24 protein-coding genes and 3 pseudogenes are annotated in these 23,556 nt (G+C 69.3%); 9 read left to right on the top strand and 18 right to left on the bottom strand.

Annotation, left to right across the window (positions count from 1 at the left end; translation table 11 throughout):
• Window positions 1–15: 15 nt before the first annotated feature.
• Window positions 16–1,110 (top strand): DUF5925 domain-containing protein, encoded by a 1,095-nt coding sequence (locus tag CLM62_RS10585; RefSeq protein WP_095749579.1) that lies wholly within the window; start codon window positions 16–18, stop codon window positions 1,108–1,110.
• A 45-nt stretch (window positions 1,111–1,155) separates the two neighbouring features.
• On the top strand, window positions 1,156–1,908 hold the full coding sequence (locus tag CLM62_RS10580; RefSeq protein WP_095749578.1) for a DUF72 domain-containing protein: 753 nt from the start codon (window positions 1,156–1,158) through the stop codon (window positions 1,906–1,908).
• 58 nt (window positions 1,909–1,966) lie between these two features.
• Here the strand turns inward: CLM62_RS10580 and CLM62_RS10575 are convergent, their stop codons facing one another.
• Window positions 1,967–2,338, bottom strand: a complete 372-nt coding sequence (locus CLM62_RS10575; protein ID WP_179382036.1) for a GntR family transcriptional regulator — start codon at window positions 2,336–2,338, stop codon at window positions 1,967–1,969.
• A gap of 70 nt (window positions 2,339–2,408) precedes the next feature.
• On the opposite strand from CLM62_RS10575, the gene CLM62_RS10570 reads away from it, so the two are divergent.
• Both CLM62_RS10570 and CLM62_RS10565 read left to right on the top strand, forming a co-directional pair.
• Window positions 2,409–3,338: a GNAT family N-acetyltransferase gene (locus CLM62_RS10570; protein ID WP_095749576.1), complete on the top strand. Its 930-nt coding sequence runs from the start codon at window positions 2,409–2,411 to the stop codon at window positions 3,336–3,338.
• On the top strand, window positions 3,319–3,819 hold the full coding sequence (locus tag CLM62_RS10565; protein ID WP_095749575.1) for a DUF402 domain-containing protein: 501 nt from the start codon (window positions 3,319–3,321) through the stop codon (window positions 3,817–3,819). The genes CLM62_RS10570 and CLM62_RS10565 overlap by 20 nt, the downstream gene beginning before the upstream one ends.
• A gap of 39 nt (window positions 3,820–3,858) precedes the next feature.
• Here CLM62_RS10565 and CLM62_RS10560 read toward each other — a convergent pair whose 3' ends face one another.
• Window positions 3,859–4,500 carry a bifunctional 2-polyprenyl-6-hydroxyphenol methylase/3-demethylubiquinol 3-O-methyltransferase UbiG gene (locus CLM62_RS10560; protein WP_095749574.1) on the bottom strand — a complete coding sequence of 214 codons (642 nt, stop codon included), beginning with the start codon at window positions 4,498–4,500 and terminating at the stop codon, window positions 3,859–3,861.
• Window positions 4,501–4,640: 140 nt separating this feature from the next.
• Between CLM62_RS10560 and CLM62_RS51345 the strand changes: the two genes are divergently transcribed.
• Entirely contained in the window at window positions 4,641–4,775 is a 135-nt protein-coding gene (locus tag CLM62_RS51345; protein WP_095749573.1) for a hypothetical protein, read from the top strand.
• A 13-nt stretch (window positions 4,776–4,788) separates the two neighbouring features.
• Here CLM62_RS51345 and CLM62_RS10550 read toward each other — a convergent pair.
• The 3 genes and pseudogenes from CLM62_RS10550 to CLM62_RS10530 form a co-directional block, all read right to left on the bottom strand.
• Window positions 4,789–5,133 (bottom strand): annotated as a pseudogene (locus tag CLM62_RS10550) (GNAT family N-acetyltransferase); the annotation flags it as partial.
• A gap of 222 nt (window positions 5,134–5,355) precedes the next feature.
• Window positions 5,356–6,216 carry a triacylglycerol lipase gene (locus tag CLM62_RS10540; protein ID WP_095749571.1) on the bottom strand — a complete coding sequence of 287 codons (861 nt, stop codon included), beginning with the start codon at window positions 6,214–6,216 and terminating at the stop codon, window positions 5,356–5,358.
• 485 nt (window positions 6,217–6,701) lie between these two features.
• Window positions 6,702–8,354 (bottom strand): RICIN domain-containing protein, encoded by a 1,653-nt coding sequence (locus tag CLM62_RS10530; protein WP_257003790.1) that lies wholly within the window; start codon window positions 8,352–8,354, stop codon window positions 6,702–6,704.
• A 24-nt stretch (window positions 8,355–8,378) separates the two neighbouring features.
• Here CLM62_RS10530 and CLM62_RS10525 point away from each other — a divergent pair, with 24 nt between their 5' ends.
• On the top strand, window positions 8,379–10,361 hold the full coding sequence (locus tag CLM62_RS10525) for a beta-galactosidase (RefSeq protein WP_095749614.1): 1,983 nt from the start codon (window positions 8,379–8,381) through the stop codon (window positions 10,359–10,361).
• Window positions 10,362–10,388: 27 nt separating this feature from the next.
• Here the strand turns inward: CLM62_RS10525 and CLM62_RS10520 are convergent, their stop codons facing one another.
• From CLM62_RS10520 to CLM62_RS10510, 3 genes are all read right to left on the bottom strand, one after another.
• Window positions 10,389–10,667, bottom strand: a complete 279-nt coding sequence (locus CLM62_RS10520) for an SMP-30/gluconolactonase/LRE family protein (protein ID WP_257003789.1) — start codon at window positions 10,665–10,667, stop codon at window positions 10,389–10,391.
• 179 nt (window positions 10,668–10,846) lie between these two features.
• Window positions 10,847–11,650 (bottom strand): GntR family transcriptional regulator, encoded by an 804-nt coding sequence (locus tag CLM62_RS10515; RefSeq protein WP_095749569.1) that lies wholly within the window; start codon window positions 11,648–11,650, stop codon window positions 10,847–10,849.
• Between the two features lie 432 nt (window positions 11,651–12,082).
• Window positions 12,083–12,385, bottom strand: a complete 303-nt coding sequence (locus CLM62_RS10510; protein WP_143659005.1) for a hypothetical protein — start codon at window positions 12,383–12,385, stop codon at window positions 12,083–12,085.
• A 115-nt stretch (window positions 12,386–12,500) separates the two neighbouring features.
• Here CLM62_RS10510 and CLM62_RS10505 point away from each other — a divergent pair, with 115 nt between their 5' ends.
• On the top strand, window positions 12,501–12,746 hold the full coding sequence (locus tag CLM62_RS10505) for an aromatic acid/H+ symport family MFS transporter (RefSeq protein WP_143659003.1): 246 nt from the start codon (window positions 12,501–12,503) through the stop codon (window positions 12,744–12,746).
• Window positions 12,747–12,996: 250 nt separating this feature from the next.
• On the opposite strand, the gene CLM62_RS10495 is transcribed toward CLM62_RS10505, so the two are convergent.
• The 8 genes from CLM62_RS10495 to CLM62_RS10460 form a co-directional block, all read right to left on the bottom strand.
• Complete coding sequence (locus CLM62_RS10495) at window positions 12,997–14,562, bottom strand: hypothetical protein (RefSeq protein WP_095749566.1); 1,566 nt, start codon at window positions 14,560–14,562, stop codon at window positions 12,997–12,999.
• Between the two features lie 165 nt (window positions 14,563–14,727).
• Window positions 14,728–15,708, bottom strand: coding sequence for an ImpB/MucB/SamB family protein (locus CLM62_RS10490; protein ID WP_095749565.1), 981 nt, complete (start codon window positions 15,706–15,708; stop codon window positions 14,728–14,730).
• A complete protein-coding gene (locus CLM62_RS10485) occupies window positions 15,705–17,408 on the bottom strand; it encodes a hypothetical protein (protein ID WP_257003793.1) in 1,704 nt (567 codons plus the stop codon). The genes CLM62_RS10490 and CLM62_RS10485 overlap by 4 nt, the downstream gene beginning before the upstream one ends.
• Window positions 17,409–17,760: 352 nt before the next feature.
• The gene (locus tag CLM62_RS10480) at window positions 17,761–18,684 is read right to left on the bottom strand and encodes an S-4TM family putative pore-forming effector (protein ID WP_143659001.1); all 924 of its coding nucleotides are present in this window, start codon (window positions 18,682–18,684) and stop codon (window positions 17,761–17,763) included.
• Window positions 18,681–19,568 carry a CBASS oligonucleotide cyclase gene (locus CLM62_RS10475; protein ID WP_095749563.1) on the bottom strand — a complete coding sequence of 296 codons (888 nt, stop codon included), beginning with the start codon at window positions 19,566–19,568 and terminating at the stop codon, window positions 18,681–18,683. The genes CLM62_RS10480 and CLM62_RS10475 overlap by 4 nt, the downstream gene beginning before the upstream one ends.
• A complete protein-coding gene (locus CLM62_RS10470) occupies window positions 19,565–20,086 on the bottom strand; it encodes an HORMA domain containing protein (RefSeq protein WP_095749562.1) in 522 nt (173 codons plus the stop codon). Before CLM62_RS10470 ends, CLM62_RS10475 begins: the two co-directional genes overlap by 4 nt.
• Complete coding sequence (locus tag CLM62_RS10465) at window positions 20,083–20,550, bottom strand: hypothetical protein (RefSeq protein WP_095749561.1); 468 nt, start codon at window positions 20,548–20,550, stop codon at window positions 20,083–20,085. Before CLM62_RS10465 ends, CLM62_RS10470 begins: the two co-directional genes overlap by 4 nt.
• On the bottom strand, window positions 20,547–21,464 hold the full coding sequence (locus tag CLM62_RS10460; protein ID WP_095749560.1) for an AAA family ATPase: 918 nt from the start codon (window positions 21,462–21,464) through the stop codon (window positions 20,547–20,549). The genes CLM62_RS10465 and CLM62_RS10460 overlap by 4 nt, the downstream gene beginning before the upstream one ends.
• A 239-nt stretch (window positions 21,465–21,703) precedes the next feature.
• Between CLM62_RS10460 and CLM62_RS10455 the strand changes: the two genes are divergently transcribed.
• Together CLM62_RS10455 and CLM62_RS52995 are read left to right on the top strand one after the other, a co-directional pair.
• Entirely contained in the window at window positions 21,704–22,186 is a 483-nt protein-coding gene (locus CLM62_RS10455; RefSeq protein WP_095749559.1) for a helix-turn-helix transcriptional regulator, read from the top strand.
• Window positions 22,187–22,336: 150 nt separating this feature from the next.
• A complete protein-coding gene (locus tag CLM62_RS52995; protein WP_373559131.1) occupies window positions 22,337–22,765 on the top strand; it encodes an ImmA/IrrE family metallo-endopeptidase in 429 nt (142 codons plus the stop codon).
• A gap of 66 nt (window positions 22,766–22,831) precedes the next feature.
• Here the strand turns inward: CLM62_RS52995 and CLM62_RS52665 are convergent.
• A pseudogene (locus tag CLM62_RS52665) lies at window positions 22,832–22,989 on the bottom strand (alpha-hydroxy-acid oxidizing protein); the annotation flags it as partial.
• Between the two features lie 91 nt (window positions 22,990–23,080).
• Window positions 23,081–23,341, bottom strand: a pseudogene (locus tag CLM62_RS10445) (XdhC family protein); the annotation flags it as partial.
• Between the last annotated feature and the right edge of the window lie 215 nt (window positions 23,342–23,556).

Raw genomic sequence — 23,556 nt, 5'->3', positions numbered from 1 at the left:
CCGGATCATGGCGGCATGTCTGCGAACCCACACGACGCTCTGCCGATCCGGCTCAACGTCGACGACAGCGACTCGCCGTCCGACGTCGTCGACGCGCTGTTCCTCGGCCGCTTCGCGACGGGCGAGCAGCCGTACTCGCACGCGGCCAACATCGACCGCGTCCGCTCCGGGGCGACCCTGCTGCCGCCGGGCGCCAGCGTGCTGCGCGTGGCGCGCGACGACGACCGCAGCGCGACGCTGGCGCAGGGCGACGGCTGGACCCTGCTGATCTCCCGCTGGAACCGGGGCGCCGACGTCACCGTCACGGCGACCAGCGCCGAACTGGCGGCGAAGATCCTCGACCAGGCCACGGACGGCGCGGCGGACGAGCCCGAGCCGCAGCCGGAGAACGTGACGATGGGTTTCTGGTACGTGTCCCCGAGGCGGGGCCCGCACCGCACCACCCGCCAGATCTCGGCGGGCACCTGGGACGAGGTGCGGGACAACTACACCGCGCCGGTGGCGGACGCCATGGACCGCCTGATGAAGACGACGCCGGAGGACATCGCCGGCCGGCTGCTCCTGCTGCACGGCCCGCCGGGCACCGGCAAGACCTCGGCGCTGCGGACGCTGGCCCGCTCCTGGCGGGACTGGTGCCAGGTGGACTGCGTGCTGGATCCGGAACGGCTGTTCAGTGATGTCGGCTATCTGATGGACATCGCGATCGGCGAGGAGGACTCCACCGGCAAGGGCCGCTGGCGGCTGCTGTTGCTGGAGGACTGCGACGAACTGATCCGCGGGGAGGCCAAGCACACGGCGGGCCAGGCGCTGTCCCGGCTGCTGAACCTCACGGACGGCCTGCTGGGCCAGGGCCGCAACGTCCTGGTCGGTGTGACGACCAACGAGGACCTGGAGCGCCTCCACCCGGCCGTGGTCCGCCCCGGTCGCTGCCTGGCCCGCATCGAGGTGGGGCCGCTGACCCGCCGGGAGGCGGTGAACTGGCTCGGAACCGAGGAGGGCGTAGGCCGCGAGGGCGCGACACTGGCGGAGCTGTACGCACTGCGCCGAGGCACGTCCCCGACGTCAGTGCCGGAGCCGCGGCCCGGGACGGACGCCGGGCTTTATCTGTAAGGGGCTGTCTCGGTAAGAGGGCCTCGCGGGTGCTTTCATGAGGGTATGACCCTGTTCGTCGGCACGTCGGGGTGGCAGTACAAGGACTGGCGCGGCGTCCTCTACCCGGAGGGGTGCCCCACGCGGCTGTGGCTGGAGGAGTACGCGAGGCGCTTCGCGACGGTCGAGGTCAACAACGCCTTCTACCGGCTGCCGTCGCGGGAGAACTTCGAGGCCTGGCGGGAGCGCGTTCCGCCGGACTTCGTCGTCGCGGTCAAGGCCAGCCGCTACCTCACCCACATCAAGCGGCTGCGGGACCCCGAGGAGCCGGTGCACCGCCTGATGAGCCACGCGGAGGGCCTGGGCGACCGGCTCGGCCCGGTGCTGTTGCAACTGCCGCCGACACTGCGCGCCGACGCCGGCCTGCTTCAGGCCTGCCTGGGCTGCTTCCCGTCGGCGACCCGGATCGTGGTGGAACCGCGCCACGAGTCCTGGTGGACGCCCGAGGTGCGCAAGGTGCTGGAGAGCCGGGGCGCCGCGCTGTGCTGGGCCGACGTACGGGCCCGCCCGGTGACACCGTTGTGGCGGACCACCGACTGGGGGTACGTCCGCTTCCACGAGGGCCGCGCCAAGGCGTGGCCGCGCTATGGGCGCCGGTCCCTGAAGACGTGGGCCGAACGGATCGCGCAGACGTGGGCCGAGGGGCAGGACGTGTACGCGTACTTCAACAACGACCCGAACGGGGCGGCGGTGGAGGACGCGGTGACGTTCGCGCGAGCGGCGGGCGCGGTGGGCCTGGCGCCCACTCGTACTCCGTAGTCCTTTCCCGCCGCGACGACGCTCGGCCAGGACGTCGTCGTCCGGCGCCGAACCGTGCTCACCCGTCCCCGTAAGCCGCCCGCAGAGCATCCCGCACCGCCGCCAACGCATCCCCCTCCGAAAGCCCCAGCCGCCGCACACGCTGGGCATACCCCTGCGCAGCCGACGCCGCTTCACGCTCCGCGGCCGAGCCGGCGGCAGCCACAAACGTGCCGTTGCGCCCCCGCGTCTCGATCACCCCGTCGCTCTCCAGCGCCCGGTACGCCTTGGCGACCGTGTTCGCCGCCAGGCCCAGCGACTCGGCCAGCCCCCGCACGGTCGGCAGCCGGTACCCCACGGGCAGCACGCCCGCCCGCGCCTGCTCGGAGATCTGCGCCCGCACCTGCTCGTACGGCGGTGCGCTCTCATCGATGTGGATCTTCAAGGTCACAGGGTGATTGTCCCGCACCCACCGGAAAATGAGAGGCACCCGCGCTCGTCCCGCCGTAGCGTGCGCGTACATGACTGTGACCGTGCGCGACCTCCACCCCGAGGTCCGAGCCGATATCGAGGGCTTCGCCCACGTCCGCCGCCTTGCGCTCCCCTTCTATCTGGTCACTCCCGACTCCCTGGCCTACGACCTCACCCACGCCCACCCCGACGCCCACCACCGCTCCCTCGTCGCGGAGGAGCACGGCGAGGTGATCGGCACGGCACAGGTCGGGATCGTTCACGACAGTCCGGAGCCCGGCCAGGGGTACGTCAACGTGTACGTGCACCCCGAGCGGGCGCGACGCGGCGCCGGCTCGCTGCTGGTCCGCGCCGCCGAGGAGCACCTGGCGGCCCAGGGCGCGACCAGGCTGTTCTCCTGGGTCCTGGACGAACCCGGCAACCGCGCCTTCGCCGAGCGGCACGGCTACCGCGAGAGCCGCTCCGCCCGCTTCCTCCGCCTGGACCTGGCGAACGGCACGCTGCCGCCGCTCCAGAGCCTCCCGCTGGACGTCGAGCTGCGCACGGGCGCCGACTTCGCGGACGACCCGCGCCCCCTGTTCGAGCTGGACGCGGAGACGATGTCCGACGAACCGAGCGACATCGCCTACGAGTTCACCGACTACGAGGCCTGGCTGAAGGGAACCTGGAACCACCCCCTCATCAGCCATGAGCTCACCTCCGTCGCCGTCGTCGACGGCCGCCCCGCCGCGTTCAGCGCGGCCCGCACCGACGGCGGCACCTGGTACGGCACCGTCATGACCGGCACCGCCCGCGCCTTCCGCGGCCGGGGCCTGGCCAAGCTGGCAAAGAACGACTCCCTGCACCGCGCCCGCGCCGCCGGTTTCACGGAGGCGTTCACGGGCAACGATGCCGGCAACGGCCCGATGATCGCGATCAACAAGTGGTTCGGGTACGAGATCTGCGCGACGGAGGTGCGGTATGTCCGCGAAATCGGCTGAGCCGACGCTCCACGTGGACGTCGTCCTCGTCAAGGCGGGCCGCACGAAGATCCGCTACGGCGCCGAACTCCTCGCCGACGACGGCGCGCGCATCGCCGTCCGCGCCCCCTGGGCCGGTGACGGCGTCCGTGACTTCGGCTTCGTCCGCTTCGAGCCCGGCGACATCTTCACCGAGTACTACTGGCGGGACCGCTGGTACTCGGTGAAGGAGGTCCGCGACTCCGCCGGCGCCCTCAAGGGCTGGTACTGCGACATCACCCGGCCCGCCACGCTCTCCGGCACCGAACTCGTCGTAGAGGATCTCGACCTTGACCTGTGGCGCTCCGCCGACGGCACGGCCGTACTCCGCCTGGACGAGGACGAGTTCGCCGAGAGCGGTCTGGCGGAACGGGACCCGGAGGCGGCGGCCGCCGCCATGGCCGCCCTCGACGAACTGGAGGGGCTGGCCCGCGGAGGCGATTTCGAGGCGCTGCTCACGTGACCAGCGGCTCACGTGACCCGCAGCGCACGCCACCCGCCCTCAACCGACCACCGCCACCACCGCATACCGCTCGTCCTCCACGGCCTTCCCCCACAGCAGCGCGTCCCCCGACAACGACTCCACGCGCACGTGCGAGGCGAGCGGCGCGAGGAGAGCCGTGATCCGGTCGGCGGCTATGCCGACCGGAGCGACCGTGCCCCACACGCCCTCGATCAGCACCAACCGTCCTCCGGGCCGCAGCAGCTCCCGCCAGTGCCGCAGCCCCCGGCCGGGATCGGGCAGCGCCCACAGCACGTGCCGGACGAGCACGACGTCGAAGCGCTGCTCCCCCACCGGCGGCGCCGCCGCGTCACCGACCAGGAACACGGCGTCACGCCCGGCCAGCTTCGCGCGCGCGAGGTCCACCATGGGCGGGGACAGGTCCACGCCAGTGACACGGTGCCCCTGCTCGGCCGCGAGGAGCGACAGGCTGCCGGTGCCGCAGCCGAGGTCGAGCACGTCGGACGTGCGCTCGGGCAGCCAGCCGCGCAGCCGGTCGCCCCAGGCCCGGCGCACCTCCGGGTCGCGCAGCCCGTGGTCCGGTTCGTCGTCGAAGGAGGCGGCCTGCGCGTCCCAGTCGACACTCACCGAAGTCGTACCGTCACTACTCACCGAAGTCGTACCGTCACTCTCGTTTGTCATACGCCCAAGAGTGACACCCGCCACTGACAGTCGAATCGTGACAACGGCCACTGACAGAACAGCAACCGATGAGGAACTCTCCCCGAACGGGTCTACCTCCGTGAGAACGCGGAACCCGGTAGATCCTCAAGGAGGCAGCCATGCGCCGTGTGACCGTGCAGAAGCCCCTGAAGAAGACGGACTCCCGCCAGGTCCGCGAGGAGGCGGACGAACGTCCCGCCGGACGCCCGGAGGTCCGAAAGGACATCGCACGCACCTGGTGGCCGGACGGGTGACGGACGCCGTCCGTCAGTCCAGCCGCTTGCGGTAGTGAAGGCGGTCGTACGGCCCGCTTACGCGCCGCTCCACGAGTTCATAGCCGAACTTCGGGTAGAGCCTCTGGTTCTCCCACATCTTCACGTTCGTGTAGAGCCTGACCTCGGGCAGACCGAGCGCACGCGCGCGTGCGTCCACGAACTCCAGCAGCCGTCGTCCCACGCCCCTTCCGTGCGCGTCGGGGTGGACGGCGATGCTGTCGAGGAAGAGATGGTCGTCGTACGCCTCGATCACCACCAGGCCGACGACGGGATGGCCCGTCACGAACACCCGCCCCGCGGCCACGTTCGCCGCGTGGTCCGCCTCCATGGGCGGCGGCTGATGCCACTGAGAACCTCGCCGAGACCGGCGGCGACAGCACAACCCCGTACCTCGCCATGACGGCGCGGCCGCGCTGACCCTCGGCACGGCGACCCTGTTCGCGTCTGTGCGTCGGCGTGCGGTGAGTGGCGGGCGGCACGGTCGCTGAACAGACTTCGGGGCCTGTCCGGCGGCTCAGGCTGGACAGGCCCCGAGGGTGTGCGAGGGCGTGCGGAGGCCTCAGTTGAACGCCGAGGCGCAGGTGGTCGGGGTGGCGCGCGCCGGATCCAGGGCGTTGGCCACTTCGTGGAAGGCGATCCGGTCCAGCAGCCCGATCGCCGCGTGCTCGGAGAGGTCGAGCGGGCACAGGTCCTGCAGCAGGACGTTGCGGACGTTCGATCCGCTGAGGAACTGACTCCGGTACGGCGTGACGACCTCGTCGTACTTGGTGGCGAGGACCGTGTAGCGGACGCCGGGCACGGTGTCGCCGCCCTCGTTGAGCTTGGTGAGGAAGGCGGATCCGGCGACCTGGTCGGCGAGGGCGGGGGTGTTGGCGGAGAGCAGGTCTCCGGCGCCCGGGAAGTAGTCCAGCAGTTGGGTGAGGCTGTTCAGGGTGGTGCCGTGGTTGCTGGGCGCTATGCCGACGAAGGCGTTCACCTTGGCGGCTCCGCCGAGAAACTTCAGGTAGTAGCGGGGCATCATGCCGCCTTGCGAGTGGCCGACGAGATCTGCCTCGGCGGTGCCGGTCGCGGCGAGCACTTTGTCGACGTAGGCCTTCAGTTGCTCGGCCGACTTGTCGATGGGGCCGAGGCCGTTGAAGAAGGGGACACCGGGCAGTTGGCCGTAGTCGAGGGAGAAGACGCAGTAGCCGCGGTTCTTGAGGTACGGCGCGAAGGCCAGCCAGTTGTCGACGGAGTTCGCGAAGGTGCCGTGCACGAGGACGACGGGGCGGGGATGGGCGGCGGAGGGCTTGCAGGAGTAGTTGTTCCAGCCAGTGCTCGGTGCGTCGGCCGCCCGCGCGGTGGCGGTGGGGATGGTGGCGACCGCGGCGGTCAGCAGCAGCGCGGTCAGGGATCTGAGCACTCGTTTCCAGGGCAGCATCGGGTGATCTCCTTGCGGCTCAAGGGAGGTGCGATAGCACTACGCCCTGTGATCCGGATCACGAGGATGCTGTTCACTCGTCAAGTTACGGACGGGTAGTTCACTTGTGAAGTTACGTGTCAGTAAAAACTTCCAGTGGTAACCGCCGACGACTGCAACGGCTGATACGCCGTCACCACGCTGCTGTTTCTGGGCTCTTGGCCCAGCCCCTCCTGAGGGACGGCAATAACCACCGTGACGAGGTAGTCCGTCGTCCACGCATGCAGGTCCGCGTCCCGGAGCTCCGGTGGCAGCGCGGCGAGGCTGGGGCCGTGATGCTCGACTCTCCACACAGCACTGCCGATGATCTGGGCGCGTCAAAATCAGGAGTCATAGCGGCACGGCTGCAGGCAACGCACGCGGTGCGGAACAGAGCCTGCCGGGCTCGCCGACTTGGTCCGCGAGCCCGGCAGGCGGGATGTTGGTCCTCCCGGCCTTTCGTCGGGTCAGTTGATACGGACGATCTTCCAGAGCTGGTCGTCGTTGTTGAGGCTGTTCCACTGGACGACAGCCGCACCGTCGGCGGTGGAAGATTCGGCGACACCGGCGACAAGGTTGCTGTTCACGTTACGGAGTCGGTAGTAGCCGCTGCCCGCGTCAGTGAGGGTCCACTTCTGGGAGTCGGCGCTGGAGGCGGTGTTCTGGACGACGGCCGCACCTGTCGTGCCGGCAGAGTTGCGGATGTCCAGGTTGAGGTTGCTGTGGACGTTCTTGATGGTCCAGGCTCCGTTGCCGGCGGACTGGAAGGTGAACAGCTGGCAGGTACAAGCGGAGTTGCGCCACTGGTTGGCCGCGGTGTTGGTGGCGGTGGAGGCCTGGGGGATGTCGAGGTACTTGCCGCTGTTCTTGTTGACGAGGACGTACTGTCCGGTACCCAAGGGCGGCAGGGCCGTCTGGGTGAAGTCCCAGCGCTGGCAGGCGCAGCCCGTGCTGCTCCACTGGACGGCGGTGGTGCCGGTGGCGGTGGAGGCGTTCGGGATCTCGAGGTACTTGCCGGTGACCCGGTTGGTGACGGTGTAGCCGCCCGAGGGGTGGGGGGCGACGGCCCATTCGTGGTCGAGGGTGCCGTTGTCGTCCCACTGGAGGATCCTGGCGCCGTTGGCCGTGGACTGATTCTCCACTCCGAGGACCTTGCCACTGGCGGCGTTGAAGATCTTGAAGTAGCCGGAAGGCTGCCGCTCGAAGCGCCACTGCTGGTCGGTGGCGTTGGTGGCATTCTGCTGGGTCGCGCTGGTGCCGTTGGTGGTGGAGCCGCCGGCGATGGTGAGCTTCAGGGCGCTGCCCGCGTTGGACAGCGTGTAGGTGGCGCCGTCGGAGATGCCGCCGCCCAGGTCGACGACGCTGTACGTGACCGGGTTGACGCCGGTGCTTCGCGCGCGTCCCCCGCTGAGCACCATCAGACTGTGGCCGTCGGCCAGCGGGAGCATGCCCCGGCTGTACCCGCCGGCGACGTTGGAGCGCATACGGGTCCAGGCGTTCGCGGCCCCGTTCTCCGTGTTGACGAACAGGTCGTCCTGACACTCGCCGCTGAGGACGAGGGTGCCGTTCGGGCCGCCGGCGGGCAGCCAGGTGATGAACGGCGCCCCGCTGGGGATGACGCCGTCGGTCGACCGCAGCACCCGGCCGGTGACGGAGCCGAAGCCCCCCGGGTCGGAGGAGATCTTGTAGTAGACGGAGCACCCGCCCTCGGGGGCATTGCAGTACTCGTAGCTCATCACGTAGTTGCCGTTGGGCAGCCGGGTGACCACCGGCATGCCCGGGCGATCCGCGTACGTGGGCATCGCCACGTCGTCCACGACCGGGCCCCAGTTGCGCACGTCCGTGGAGACCTGGTGCACGATCTTCTGGCCGTGGTCGGTGTCGCGCTGGTCGGAGTAGTAGACGATGAGCCGGTCGCCGGAGACCAGGAAGAACGGCTCCCACACCGGCGTGTAGCCGTTGGTGGAGAATGCCGGGCCGCCGGTGGCGATGTTGGTGACGAAGTCCCAGGTCTGGCCGCGGTCGGTGCTGGCGTACAGGTCGATCTTGCTGCCTCCCCATCGGTCGGCCGGCACGGAGTCGCCCGCGGCGAGGATGGTTCCGGCGGGGAAGCCGCCCATGGCCCTGGGCAGTTCGAGCCCGGCATCGCCTACGGCGGTGATTACAACCCCGAGCAGTGGCCCGAGGAGGTCTGGGCCGAGGACATGCGCCTGATGCGCGAGGCCGGGGTGACCATGGTCAGCGTCGGCATCTTCTCCTGGGCGCTGCTCGAACCGTCCGAGGGCGTATTCGACTTCTCCCGCATGGACCGGATCCTCGATGTCCTCCAGGAGAACGGCATAGCCGCCGACCTGGCCACGCCCACCGCCGCCCCGCCCGCCTGGTTCTTCAGGGCGTATCCCGAGGCGTTGCCAGTCGACCGGGACGGCCGGAGACTGTCGTACGGCAGCCGCCAGACCTTCTGCCCCAGCAGCCCCACCTACCGCAGAGCGTCGCTGCGCATCGCCGAAGCCCTCGCCGGGCGCTATGCCACCCACCCGGCCGTCGTCATGTGGCACGTCCACAACGAGTACGGCTGCCACAACGACGCCTGCTACTGCGACACCAGCGCCGCCGCCTTCCGCACCTGGCTGCGCGCCCGCTACGACGACGATCTGGACGCCCTCAACCACGCCTGGGGCACCACCTTCTGGAGCCAGTGGTACTACACGTGGGACCAGATCCTGCCGCCCCGCGCCACCGGCGCCGTCCCCAACCCCACCCACCAGCTGGACTGGCGCCGGTTCTGCTCCGACGAACTGCTCTCGCTGTGCACCGCCGAACGTGAGGTGCTTCGCCAGGCCGCTCCGGGCATCCCCGCGACCACCAACTTCCTGGTCCTGCGCACCATCGACGCCCTGGACTACTGGCGCTGGGCACCGGAGTTGGACCTCCTCTCCAACGACCACTACCTGATGTCCGACGACCCGGAGGCAGAGATCGACATCGCCCTCAACGGCGACCTGATGCGGTCCCTCGCCGGCGGCTCGTGGTTCCTCATGGAGCACTCGACCGGTGCCGTCAACTGGCAGCCGGTCAACCGCGCCAAGAACCCAGGAGAAATGCGGCGCAATGCCCTGGCCCACGTGGCCCATGGCGCCGACGGCATCGCGTTCTTCCAGTGGCGTGCGGCGAAGGCGGGCGCCGAGCAATGGCACTCCGCGATGCTGCCCCACGCCGGCACCGACAGCCAGATCTGGCGGGACGTCGTCCAACTGGGCACGGACTTGAAGGCTCTGGCCGAGGTACGGGGCTCCACCGTCGCGGCACAAGTGGCCATCGTCTGGGACTGGGACGCCCGGTGGGCACTGGAACTGCCCGCTCAGCCCAGCGGCGAACTGCGCTACCAGGATCTGGTGCGTGACTGGTACACCCCCCTGTGGCGGGCGGGGATCGCCGTCGACTTCATACGCCCCGACGACCCTGAACTCGACCGCTACAAACTCGTCCTTGCGCCGTCGCTGTACCTGGTGACGGAGGCAGCCGCGGCGAACCTCACCCGGTTCACCGAAAGCGGGGGCACGCTGGCCGTCGGCTTCCACAGCGGCATGGTCGACGAGAATTGCCACGTGTACCTGGGCGGCTACCCCGGGGCGTTCCGCGATGTCCTCGGGGTGATGACCGACGAGCTCTTCCCCCTGCTGCCGGAACAGACGACCGGCCTGACCGGCGACGTGCCCGCGGCCACCACGGCCGACCTGTGGTCGGAACGCATACGGCTCACCGGCGCGCAGGCCGTCGCCTCCTACGCCGACGGCCCGCTGGCCGGCCACCCCGCCGTCACCCGCCACCACCACGGCAACGGAACCGCCTGGTACCTGGCCACCCACCCCGACCAGGACACGCTCACCGCCCTGCTCCACCGTATTCACCAGGAGGCGGGCGCCACACCGGAACATGAGGCGCCTGCGGGGATCGAGGTCGTCCGGCGCCGCGGCACGGAGGCCGACTACCTCTTCCTCATCGACCACACCGGAAAGGGAGCCGAAGCACCCGCCGAAGGCATCGAACTCCTCACCGGCACACCGATCACCGGGACCGTCACCGTCCCACCGGGAGGCGTCGCCGTGGTCCGCGAGCCACGCTGACCCGTCTGCCGAAGTGAAGCCACGGACTCATCCTGGCGTTCGGCTGCCCAGGGCGTCCTCCTGCAGGCTGCCTTCACCGTCGCGCAGTTGGGCGAAGGTCTCCGGGCCGCCGGAGAGGTCACCCGAGACGAGGTCGACCCGACAGCGGAGGATGGTGCCGGCGGCCGTGTCGGCGAGGTACATGGTCGTGCCGGCGGCGGTGAAAGCCGGCCCGTTGACGATAGTCAGGCCGTCGAGGGCGCGTACGACCGTGCCGTCGGCGTCCGTACGGTAGAGCGAGCCCGCACCGGGGGTGCCGCCGCGCATCACCAGCACTCACCGACGTACTGGGCCATCGCGCAGTCGTCCCGCACGCCGTCGCCGACCTCCCGCGCGACAGCCACCGGGCTGCCGCTCGTCCTGCACGACCTCGACCACGGGCGGCGGGTACGCGCCCATGCGGCAAGTCCCGATGCCAGAGGCAACAGTGGCCGGGCGGAGCGGCGTCAGGACTGACCGTTGCCCGCGATCCCGAGCGCTGTCCGAGTTGCCGCGGGTTCGTACTCCGGGGCGACGTCCGCGAGCACGCTCAGAGCGGTGCGCGCCAGATGGCGGGCGATCAAGCGTGCGGCTTCGGCCGGGTCCCTCAGGCGCAGTGCCTCCAGGAGCGCTTCGTGATCTGCGTGTGCCCGGCCCCATGAGCTGGGCACACCCAGCTGAGCCAGGCGGATGTAACGATCGCTGTGTTCGCCGAGCGACACGAGCATGCGCTGCAGGTGCGGCCCCACCGTCCGGGTGACGATGCGGTGGAACTCCCTGTGCGCGGCGTGCCACTCGTCCGGCCGGTCGTCGCCCGCCAGCTCCTGCATCCGCTGCAGGAGGTCGCTCATGCGCTCGAGGTCCTCAGCCGTGAGCGACCTGGCCGTCATGCTGACAGCGAGCGTTTCGAGCATGATGCGAGCCCCGTAGACAGCGTCCAGGTCCTCGGGGTCCACCGCCCGCACCCGGGCTCGCTGGTCGGGCCGCGCGTCGATGAGCCCCTCTTCCTGGAGCAGCCGGAACGCCTCCCGCATGGGCGTGCGGCTGACGCCCAGCTTCCGGGCCATTTCGGCCTGGAGCAGGACCGACCCCGGAGGCAGCTCACCGCTGAGGATCATGTTTCGCAGCCGCCCGTGGACGTCGAGAGCAAGGCGGCGACCGCCCGCGGCGGCTGCGGGGCTTTCGTCCGTCGGCACGGACTGGGCCTGCCCCTCGCTGCCGATGTCGGCCGGCCACTGGTCCTCGGAGGACTTGTTTCTGCTCCTGCTCACGCCGGGAGTCTACCCAATGTGTATGCAGCCGCTAGGGAAACCCCTCCAACTGCACAGTGATGACTCGCCTGCCTGCCCCCGGCCAACTTCAGACAGCGTGGCACTGTATTCACCTGGGCCGGCGGGGCCCAGGTCATCAGGCGGGGGCAGGGGCCCTGTCACCTACCGTCCTCCGGCTCCCAGCTCTGATCCTGCTCGGCCCCGTGGGTTCCAGCATGTCCAGCACGCATCCGCGCACCACGGCGCAGGCGCCCGCGGCCACCTCGGGCGAGAGTCCTGTACGGCGCGCAGTTCCTTGGCGTACTCGCCGGCCGCGGCAGGGCTCGCGGCAAGGTGCGTCGGAGGCTCGACCGGCCCCAGCGAGACGAGCGTCTTCAGCCGCACCGCCGCGATCTCCCGCGGGCGGGACTTCCGCCTCCGCGACGGCTTGCTTCAGCGTCCCTGACCGGGACCGATCAGGGACGTGAGCGGGCAGGCGGGCTGCCAGCCCGGATCGAAGCGGCGGCGCAGTCCGGCCACCGCCTCGATGCCGCGCAGGGGCACCTCGGGAGCGGTCGACAGGCCGGCGGGCCCGAGGAGGCCGGGGACAGCGGCCTCGGGCAGACCGTGCCGCAGCAGAGCCGCCTCGATGCCCGGTGCGCCGGAGGACAGCAGTTCCTCGGTGCTGATACGGCAGACCTCGGCGTAGGCGCGGGTGTGCCACGCGGTGGCGGTCTTACGCGGGGTGACCACCACGTTGGTGACGAGGTCGGGTGCGACCTGGAGGTGGCCGCCTACGCGCGGGAAGCCCTGCTCGGCGGCGAGGACGTCGAACGGCGGGTGGAGTGTGGTCCCGTACTACCCGGTACGGATGGGCGCCACAGCGTTGGGCTGGACACTGGGCTTCGGCCGCATCGGCTCCATGCTTGCCCCGCCGCTGCTCGGGCTCATCATCGGGGCCGGGCTGGCGCTCCAATGGAATTTCTACGCCCTCGCCGTACCCGGCGTCATCGGTGCCGCACTGACCGGACTGGTTCCGCGTGCCCCTGGAGAGGAGGTCCCGGTGGGACACGCGAGTACGGACGCGACCGTGCGCTCCCTGCCGGAGCCGACCTGATCCGCACGCCGAGGTCAGCCTCGATACCGACCGGGCACCCGGAACAGGTGCCCAGTCGGTGTCCCCTCCCTGGCAAGCGCCGATGACGTTCAAAGCTCGCTTTCAGACCGTCAGGCGTTGAGCGCGTCGATCAGGGCCTTGGTCACGTCCTCGGTCGTGGCCGTGCCGCCGACGTCGCGGGTGAGGATGCCCTCGGCGGTCGTGGCCTCGATCGCAAGTCTGGCCAACGCCCGAGCAAGGCTGTCCTCACTTAGTTATGCCGGCCACGAAGGCTGCCCACTGTGGACAGTGAGGCAGGAGGCCCATCGGCCAGCCGGGCCGCGAATTGCCTGACATCTTTGTCGGGGTCGGCGCGAGCGGCCTCCTCGACCGCGGCGGCGGCACCGGGCGGCCACGTGTGCCCCGGCCACTTCCAGAGCGCCTGCAGCGCCATATGCCGGTCGAGGTTCAGCGGGCTGCGCAGCCCAGCCAGCAGCACGTCGCCGCCGGTGCCCGGGTGATCTCGCAGCGCCTGCACTGTCCAGCCGAACGTCCTGTGCGCCTGCCATGCCGGGCCGAGTCCTTGCTCGTCGGCCGGGCCGGTGGCGATCTGGTCAATCGGCAGGAGGGTTCTGGCCATGTCCACCAGCTGCCTGGCCCGCTCGGTGTCCGCCTGCAGCCACGCGTCATACCAGTTGCTGGTGTACGGGTTGGCCCGTATCTTCTCGACGAGCGTGTCGAAGATGTCGATGCCGAGGGCCCGCGCGGCCCAAATCGCTGGTCCGTCGTCGGTCTCGGCCAGGCCGGCGGTAATGCGCTCCGGCCACTTGTCCCAGCTGAGGATCCAGCCGCACGTGTCCGCGAACGCCGCCCGTCGGGTGGCGGTCCAGTGGCGCCACCTCCACTCGTCCCAGTCGTCGTTGTCGGCCAGGTACGAACGGATCTCCGCGACGGTCGACACGTCCTGCACCGTGTCCGCTCTCGTTCGCATGTGCCCGAGGAACGCCTCGACGGCATGGGCGCCGTGCTCGTAGTCGTCGATGTCATCGCAGGAGATCAGGCTCTCGATGATCTCCCCGGCCGCGGTCAGCAGTTCCCGGTCGACGTCACCCCGCAGCGCGGACAGCAGGTCGCCGGTGGTGGCGGCGATGAGTGCCAGTTGGTCGCTCCCGTTCAGGTTGCGGAACCCGCCGCGCAGGATCCATTCGCGGATCCTAGGGTCCTCGGTGTCGCGCAGCAGCTCCACGCAGACGACCCGGCCCGCGCCCTCCAGCGACCGAGCCAGCGCCCACAGTTCCGGCTCCGGGTCGGGAAGTATGTTAGCCATGGCCGTCACGCAATAGAGCGTGAACTCGGAGTGGGCACCCAGCAGCCGCAGTACGGGCAGGTCGGCGTCCGACCCCGTGACACCGAGCAGCGTGACGCCCAGCTTGACCGGCTCCCGGTCGGGCGCGGTCGTGGCGAGCCAGTGGCCGATCGCGTGCAGCGCCCGCCGATCGGGCTGTTCCCTGGTGAGCAGCTCGGTGAGCGCGTCGACACAGCCGATCAGGCTGTCGCCCGCGACACCGGCGTAGAGTGCGCGCAGGTTCGTGACCGACGGATGTTGGCACGCCAGCTGCAGCAATCCGGCGACCTGACGGGCCCGGTCGGTGTCGCTCGCTTGGCCGCGGTGGCGAGAGGAACTGTCCCACGCGCCGGGCGCCCATACGTGCCACTGCCGATCCTTGTCGTCGTCCGGCAACGGGAGTTCATCCTGTGTCCGCCCGGCCTCGTCGGCGTGCTGGCGGAGGTGGTCGAAGATCGCGACACCGGGCGCCACGACGGGCAGCTCGAACATGAGACCAGCGTCCCACAACGTTCCGCGAGCCGGTCACCGACGTGTCAGACGATCACGAGCGCAGACAACCACTGACGATCAGCCCGAGCACAAGATCCACGAACAGGAACGCCCTGTCTCACATGACCGCATTCGCCAGGAAGCAGTGGTTCTTGGCAATAGCGGTCAGTCAGCCAGAGAGGCTGGACGTACAGCCTCCGGTCCGAAGCGCCGCCGGGCACGATCGGCGGCGGCTTCGGCTGCGCGGGCGCGATCGTCGCCGGGATCGAGGGAGAGCTGCCGGTAAGCACTGTCGGCCGGCAGCAGATCGTCGGCGCGGATCGTGAAGGCGCGGACTCGCGCTCGCTGCAGCCCCAGAGCGGTCAGCAGACCCAGGGCAGCTGTCGCGAGCGCGAATGAGTGATTGGTGGGCTCCGACAACACGCGCGTACGTGTCGTGGAGCTGCGGTCGGCGTACCGCACCGTGAGGGTGAGCCGGCTGGTGATCTGACGTTCGCCGCGCAGGCGTTGGCCGATCTGGTCGGCGAGCTCCAGGACTGCTCGGTGATGCTGCGCCGGGTCAAGGCAGTCCCGCTCGAGTACTAGGTCGGCGACCAGGTGCTCCGCGGGTTCCGACGGGGTGACCGGGCGGGGGTCATGGCCGCGGGCGCGCTCGGCCAGCAGCCGGGCAGGGCCCGCGCCGAGAAGACGCTGCAGGGTCCCCGCGGGCAGGTCGATGACCTGGCCGATGGTGTGCAGGCCGTACCTGCTGAGCGTGTCCGCTGTGGAGCGGCCGATCCCGGGCAGCGCGGTCACCGGCCGCGGATACAGCCAGTCGGCCGCATGTCCGGCGGGGACCCAGGTGGTGTCACCCGGCCCGGACGCGTCGGCCGCCATGGCAGCCAGCATGCGGTTGCCCGCGAGGCCGGCGCTGCTGTCGATGTCGTAGAGGGCCTTCAGCCTCATCTTCGCCAGCTGGACCACGTCGTAGGGAGACAGTCCGAAGTATCTGAGCGCCGAGGTCAGGTCGAGCTGGACGGCGTTGGGTGGGACGGCCTGGACGTGGGGCGTAATACCGGACATCAGTTCGATTACGTCGCCGTACTGGGCCTCGCTCAGTGCGGCGTGCAGGTAGAGGTGGGCGATGTGCCGCTGGCGCGTGGTCATCCTGCGCTCACCGGGCTGCGGTGGCCGAACTTCTTCAGATCGGCCGAACGGCTGCCGGCGGGCTGCAGGTCGGCGTACGGGTGCAGGCGGGCGCCTGTGGTGCCGTTGGCCAGGGTGCGCTGCGGCTGGGCGGGGGTCGGGTGGGGATGGTCGGCGCCGAGGAGGGCGAGCGCGGCCTCGGGGCCACGGTCGCGGCGGGCGGCGGCGATCTCGTCCAGGTCCCAGGCCATGGTACCGACGACGGTGCGGCGGGTGCCGCGCACCTGGACCGTGCCGCGGACCAGCAGCAGTCCACTGTGGAAGACGGTGTGCGCGCAGGCAGGGTGGGAGTCCTCGAAGAAGGCCAGGTCGACCAGGCCAGCGCCGTCCTCCAGGGTGACGAAGATGATGCGCCGGCCGCTGGCGATCGGCGGGGTCTGGGTGGAGGCCCGTACGCCCGCGACGAGGACCTGCTGACCGGCGCGCAGGCCGGCCAGGTGGGCCGCGTCGGTCGCGCCGATCTCGCGCAGCAGTCGGTGATGGTGCTCCATCAGGTGCCTGGAGACGTCGATGCCGAGGGTGCTCAGCTCGGCGCTCAGGGCTTCGCGTCCCGTCATCTCCGGCAGCCCGCTCGGCTCCGCTCCCCCGACGGCGTCTGTGTCGAGGGGCAGCTGGCCCTTGCCCGCGGACCGGGTGCGGGAGGCCCGGTGGAGTTCGGCGATCTGCAGCAGCAGGTCACGGCGGGTGAGGCGGCCGTCATGGAGGGAGTCCAGGGCACCGATCTCCGCGAGGCGTTCGGCGACCGGCCTGCTGGGACGGGCCCGCTGCCAGAAGTCCGACAGCGATCCGTAGGGCTGCCCCTCCTCGATTCGTGCGCACTCGTCCTCGCTGATGCCGTGCACCTCGGACAGCGCGAGCCGCACCCCCCACTGATCCCCGTCGGCCTTCTCCACGGTGTGCTTCGCCTTGGAGCAGTTGATGTCGACAGGCAGAATCGGGACGCCACGCCGACGGGCGTCGGAGACGAGGACGCGCTTGGGCCACATACCGGGGTCGTGTTCGAGAAGGCCTGCCAGCAAGAATGCCGGGTAGTGCGCCTTGAGCCAGGCGCTCTGCAGGGCCGGTACGGCGAAGGCGACGGCGTGGGCGCGGTAGAAGCCGTAGGCACCGAAGGCTTCGATGTTCTTCCAGACCTGCTCGCGCACTGTCTCGCTGTAGCCGCGAGCGCGTGCCTGCCGATGGAACCAGTCCTTGATCCGGGGCAGCCGACCCTTGTCGCCGAGCGCCCGCCTGGCGACCTCGGCCAGCGCCCGGTCGCAGCCGGTCATCACCGACAGCGTCTCGAGGATCTGCTCGTGCCAGATGGTCACGCCGTAGGTGTCGGCGAGCACCGGCTCCAGGTCCGGATGGGCGTACGACGGTGTGCCGCCGTGGCGGGCGGCGATGTACCGCTCGGGCATGCCACCGGCGACCGGACCGGGACGGAAGAGACTGATGTCGGCGATGACGTCCTGCGGATTGCGCGGCTGCAACCGGGACAGCAGGTCCTGCTGACCGGGCGACTCCAGCTGGAACAGGCCCAGGGTCTGACTCTCCTGGATGAGCTTGAACGCGAAGACATCGTCGAGCGGTACCTGCCGCGGATCGTCCAGGTCGATGTGATGGCCGGTCGTCCGTTCGATCTCGGCGACGGCGTGGGCCATCGCGGACTGCATGCGCACGCCCATTTTCGCCGCAGTCCCCGTGTCCACTCCACATCGTGTCGCGATTACGGGCGAACGGCCACGTGGCGAGCGTACCGGTCGGCCGCCTCTCGATGTCGCGATTCCACTTGAGGAGAGGAGCGCGACTATGACTGGGATCACATGGCCACATGGCGACCAGTCGCCGCGGCAAAGCGGTCGGGATGCAGGCCTGGCCCGCTGCGGGGCAGCGCTGTGCTTTTCGACCCGCATGGAGCTCACATCAGTGCGGCGACGCGTGCCAGGTCGCGTCGCCCCAGAGCCACAACTGCCCTCAACATCCCCCCGTGACGACCACACGGAGGGTGAACGACGCAACGCGGCTGGTCAGTCAGCTGGGATCTGACGATGAGCGCAGCGCTGTGGTGCCATCGTTCGTGACCGCAGCGGTTTCGTGGCGGCGGCGGTCGTAGAACCACTTGGGTACCGGCGGGCCGTCCCTCCGCAGGAGGTAGGTCGCGTCCTGAAGTCGTCGGCATTCTTCGGCTGGGATGTCTCCCGGCCTGGCCTGGTACCTGTTCCATACGTCGTGAATATCGTCCTCGACTTGTCGGCGCTTGGTGGACTGCTGCCAGTGCTCGCGGGCGAGTTCGATGGTGTCGAGAAGCGCCGCGGCGCTGGGCAGGAAGAGCGCCACGAGGAAGGCGAGCAGCGTCATGTCACGTACGAGGGCGAACACGATGATCGCGACAGCCCAACTACCGCCGCCGATCGCCAGGAAGGCGCCATAGGCGTGGTGATCCCGACGGCTCCAGACTGCGCTTTGCCGCTGGCACAGAAGGACGTCGCCGGGCCACGGGGTGTCGCCCAATTCGATGCTGTACCAGTCGAGATATGGGCCCCGCTCGCGGATGTGACGAGCGGCCGAGGAGACATCGTCAGGGACGGGTTGTCGGCCGACGAGGGCTTGGTTCCAGTGCAGATAAAAGAGCTTGGTGTCGTACAGCTCCTGGATGTTGGCGGCCCTCAGGGTGGCGCTTCCCTCCATGCCCTTGAGTACGGTCTTCCCGAGTACCAGCCAGGCGGCGGCGATCGCCCCGCGGGTGCTCGCCCCCGCCGGGAGGAACACCGCAAGGAGCGGCGCCGTCAGGGCCAGAAGGACGTTGCCCCACGTCCTGATGCGGCGCCACCACATCGCTGTCCTGTACAGGTGGGAGTAGGCCAGCAGTCTGTTGAGGTGTTCTGGCTGGTCTTGGCGTTCCTTGATCCGGGCGGAGGCACCCGGTTGCACAGGAGACTGCTGGCCGGCGGTCATGACTTGGTGAAGAGCGGGCCGAAGAGAAGCTGCCACTGCGCCAGCGCGTCGCCGGTACGCCCCGCACGTTCGAGCCGAAGTGCCTCGGTGCACGCAGCCTCTGCGGCTCGCAGGGCCGTCTGGGCGGCCTGGAGCTTCTCGGGTTGGCCGTCGAAGATGTCGGAGACGTCCGGGCCCAAGTGGGCCGGGTCCGGCCACCGCTCCGCGACGGCGTTGACGGCAGTGGCGAAGAACTGTCGCAGCTCCCGTGGGTAGGGCCCGACCCACTCGCCCTTGACGAGTTCCAGGGCCATGACCTCGATGAGGAATGACGCTTCGATGGGGTGGCCGTGGTGCCGATTCCAGGTCTTGATCATCTTCACGAGGGGCTTCCACCGCTCGGAGAAGTCCTTGTTCGCCTGGACCGCAAGATCTTCGTGGACCTTTGGGTTGGTGGGGATCCACTTCGCGAGTACGTCGTCGGGGATCAGGTAGTGGTCGTCCTCGGTGAAGGCGGGCACGACGTCGAAGGAAACCACGTCGCCCGTGAGGTCGTCGACCAGTTTCACGCCGAAGTCGACGCGCACGGCACGCCGGTCACAACAGACGCGGTCCTCGCCGTAGATCGGCGCCAGGATCGCGCGTACGTCCTCGAGGACCTGGTGCGGATGCTTGTCGAGGTAAGTCCTGTCGTCGAGCACGGCCATGATGTCGACATCGGTCAGCGGCTTGGTCTTGGTGGCCCGCCGGTAGGCACCGGTAAGGAACGTGTCGGCGATGTCGAGGATGCTGTCGTCGAGGTGCTCGCGCATCCTCTGTTGACGCTTGCTGGCCTGCACCGACTCGGTCGGTGTGATCTCCAGATTGCCGCTGAAGTTCTCGAAAGCCTCACTGACGCTGATCATGATCCCGTCCGGGTGTAGTAGGAGAGCCCGGCACCGAGGCTGCCGCCGCCGATGGCGGTGCCGACCTCGTGGCGGGTGAATCCGGCGGTGGAGCGCAGGCTGGTCGTGGACCATCCGGCGACGTCCGGACGGCCGGGCTCGTTGTCGGCGACAATGCGGTAGTCGCAGAGGGACGGGAAGGCTCCGGCTTTGCGGACGGTGTAATAGACGGTGTCCGGGTCGAGCCACAATTCGCCGTCGGCGTCCGGGTAGTAGCCGTAGTTGATGGTGAAGTCGAAGCGCCCGACGAGATCGTCGCCGTGACGTCGGCTTGGGTCATGGATCTCCAGCACGAGGGACCGCAGGTGCCTGGAGGTGAGCCAGACCTCGACACCGTTCTCCAGAGTCGGCCACTGGTTGGTCATCTTGGCGGGGTCGAGCCCGCTCTCCTTGATGATCTGACGCAGGCTCCTGATGAGGCCGGTCGACACGTGAGTGACGGCGTGCGCATGAGTGTTGACGTGGACGGCGGTGCTCACGGCAGCTCCAACTCGTCGGTGTTGATGACGATCCGGGCGGAACCGGCGCGGGCCTTGGTCTCGTCAGATACGTCGTCGTCGAGGGCGCGGATACTGATCTGCGAGTTTCCGGCGAGGGCCGCGCGCAGCTCGTCCAGGTCGTCCTCGGCGCAGGGCAAAGACAGACGCCAGCCCGGCTGATCCAGCGGGCGGGACATCAAGGGCGTCTCGTCCCCTGCGGCGTCGACAGCGTCACCGCCGTGGGCCGTACGGATTCTCATACGCGGGCCTTCGGCGGGGAGAACCACGATGGGAGCACTGTTCGTGTACTCCTCAGCAATGATCACCGACGCCGGTCCGGTGACCTCGAGCAGAGCGGTACGGGCCGATCCGGCACTCGGGGCGAGCAGGTCGACGATCGCCTGCCAGGTCTGGGAGGAGGTCCGATGGGGCACCGAGGCGACGCGGCGCGCGATGACACTCATACGGTCCCCCGAGCGTGCTCGATGGCACCCAGGAGATCCTGAACGGTGACGCGGTTCGGGTCGCCCTGGGTCTCCGGCCTGTAGGCGCACGCAGCGGCGACGGCCTTGCGCAGGCGCCGGCCGTCCAAGCCCTCGGCCTGCTCAGCGGCCGCGTCAAGGGCATCGGCGGCGGCCAGTGACTGGGCTCCGGGGAACGCGTGGGCAACGGCCATGACGGTGTGCTCCAGGATCCAGCGCCGAGCACTGCGGTCGGGAAGCGGCACCTGGATGACGTTGTCCGCGCGGGAGGCGAGAGCCGGGTCGATCGCGTCGGGGAAGTTGCTGGTGGCGAGGACGAATACGTCGGTGTGCCGACGTGCGAGCCGGTCGAGTCCGACAAGGGCCGCGTCCACTGCGCGGTGTACGTCGATGGGGTTGGCGTCCATGGACAGGGCCGCGCGATCGGTGAGGAGCGTCTCGACCTCGTCGACCAGCACCACCAGGGGGCCGGCGAACGCCAACTCCTCGATGACGGTGCCGAACAGGGCCTCCACGCTGCGCTGGCTTCGGCCGAGTGAGGCGCTGGCCAGAGCATGCGGGTCAACTTCGATGAACAACCAGGGGGTGGAGGAGCCGAGAGTGCGGGCGATCTTGTCTGCGAGTCCCCGGGCGACGGTGGTCTTGCCGACCCCCGGTGCACCCGTGAGCAGCGTGATGCCGTGCAAGGGCACGGCGTCGAAGGGAACGGCTTTGCGCAGTCGAATGCTGGCCACCGCGCCTCGGAGCATCCGCTCCTTCATGTCAGTGGGCAGTGCGATGCTCGACCAGGCCTCCCGGAACTCCTGGTCCGGCAGCAGGCGGGCATCCGCGATCCCCTGGGTCGACTCATCGGGCAGGGAGCGGGGCAAGGCGTGCAGTCGTGCGGTTTCGCTCATCAGGCGGTCCCTTCCGGATCCACGCGGCAAGGCGAACAGAAGTGCACAGCGGTGCTGGGGGTCCGGAATGCAGCCAGAGAGACCAGCATTGACTCACACTGTACGACGTGTACCGGCAGAGGTACGACTGACTTAGGAGGCACGTTGCGGAGGGGTGGAATGATCACGCCCAGGTGATCGTCCTAGAGTCACCACGCTACGGTGCGCTGGAAGACGCCCGGCGGAAGGAGGTGGCAGGCATGGACGAACCGATCGACATCGAGGCCCTGCAGACGCTTGTACAGCAACATCGCGCTCAGCTGGGGCTGAGCCTGCGGGCGGCAGCGGAGCAAGCCGATGTGCCGTTCAACACCCTGGCCAGGGTGGAGAAGGGGCACTTGCCGGACCTCGCCAACTTCACCCGGATCGTCGATTGGCTGGGACTCCCTCCGGAGCGCTTCTTCCAGCCCACACGGCTCCGTACGGAGAGCACCCCGGACGTCATCGCCTATCACCTGTCACGCGACCCCAACCTCACCGACGCCGCGGCCGAGAAGATCGCCGGACTGGTCAAGGAGCTGTACGGCAGTCTGGCGGCCCGCGAGACCGAGGTGAAGGTGCATCTGCGCGCGGCCTCTACTTTCACGCCGCAGGCCAGCCGTATGCTCGCCGACCTTCTCGGCACCATGCAAACCAAGCTGGTGGCCTCGAACACAGGCCGCTCGCCCCAGGAAGGGGCCTAGGAAGTGCGACGAGGGTTCAAGTCAGAAGCGGAACGGCTGGCGGACCGCGTGCGCACACAGCTCGGTCTGCGTTCCGATGTCCCCCCGGACATTCGTCAGCTGGCTGAGTACCTGCGCGTCGAGGTTGTCGACGCGCAGGAACTGGTCGGCATGGACAGCCTTCGAGAGCTCGAGGCACTGCAGCCCGGCGCGTTCTCCGCGGCCACCTTCCACCTGCCAGGTGGGCGCACCGTGGCCGTCTATAACCCTTGCAACGAGCCCGCGCGCACCAAGAGCGACATCGCCCATGAACTGGCGCATGTTCTGCTCGGTCACGAGGTTCGCGAACTGCAGCAGATCGGCGGGCACGCGTTCTTCACATGCAACCCAGAACAGGAGGAAGAAGCCAACTGGCTGGCCGGCTGTCTGCTGCTCCCCCGTCAGCTTCTCCTCAGGCACGCGTACGCCGGAGCCGACGCCCCGGCCCTGGCGGCCGCAACTGGTGTGAGCGTGCCTATGGCCCGCTTCCGCCTCAACACCAGCGGTGTCCTGCTCCAAGCACGGCGTAGCCGACAAGCCGGTGGCAGTGGACGCCTTTGACCGGCGCGGCAGCGAGGGAGCGTACTACCCCCCTCGTGAGACATGGGCCGGGGCGGGCGGCCACTAGCGGTTCACGTACTCGACTCCATCCTGACCGTCGAGCCCGAGGCCGTACACGGACGGCCGTCACACGAGTATCGCGCGGCGCCGAGTGCGAAAGCCTTGAAGACGCTGTCGCCGGTGCGGATGCCGCCGACGAAGGGCACGGCCAACCGGTCACGGACCGGCACATCACGAAGCTCCTGAGCTCACCTCATCATCGGGCACAGGTTTTGACTATCCAGCAGGCGTGGTGGAAACGCTTCCACACCTGGTACCCACGTAGGCGACGGGCAGGTCGAGTGCCAGGCGCAGCAGGGGGATATCGAACTTGGCGTCGTGCGTGAGGACGCAGATGGCAGTGCGCTCGTCCACGCTCGTGCGCTCCAGGTAGCGGTGGGGCCAGTCCACGACGACGTCGTCCACGTACGGGAAGCGGGCGGGGGTGGCGAAGACGGGGCGGGCATCGCAGACGGTGACGTGGTAGCCCAGGAAGCGGCCGGCCCGGCTGAGAGCGGCCGCGAAGCCGACGGCGCCGCCCTCCAGGCCGCGTGATCGAACCTACCGGACGGTGGATCGGGCCTGTTCTCCGGAAGAGGGGCAGGCCGCTGCCGAGGTTCGCGGAGGCGATGATCTCCGCCACAATGGAGACGGCCGTCTCTTCCGAGTGGGGCTTGGGGCGGGCCGCCGCCGCGTCGACGGGGAGCGCTCACGCGGCGGCGACCCTGGGGAGGTCCGGCAGCCGGACGGGG

This window comes from Streptomyces sp. SA15 (assembly GCF_002291145.1).
Taxonomy (GTDB): Bacteria; Actinomycetota; Actinomycetes; order Streptomycetales; family Streptomycetaceae; genus Streptomyces.
Note: the sequence above shows the minus strand (reverse complement) of the source record. Positions and strands in the feature narration are given on the sequence as shown.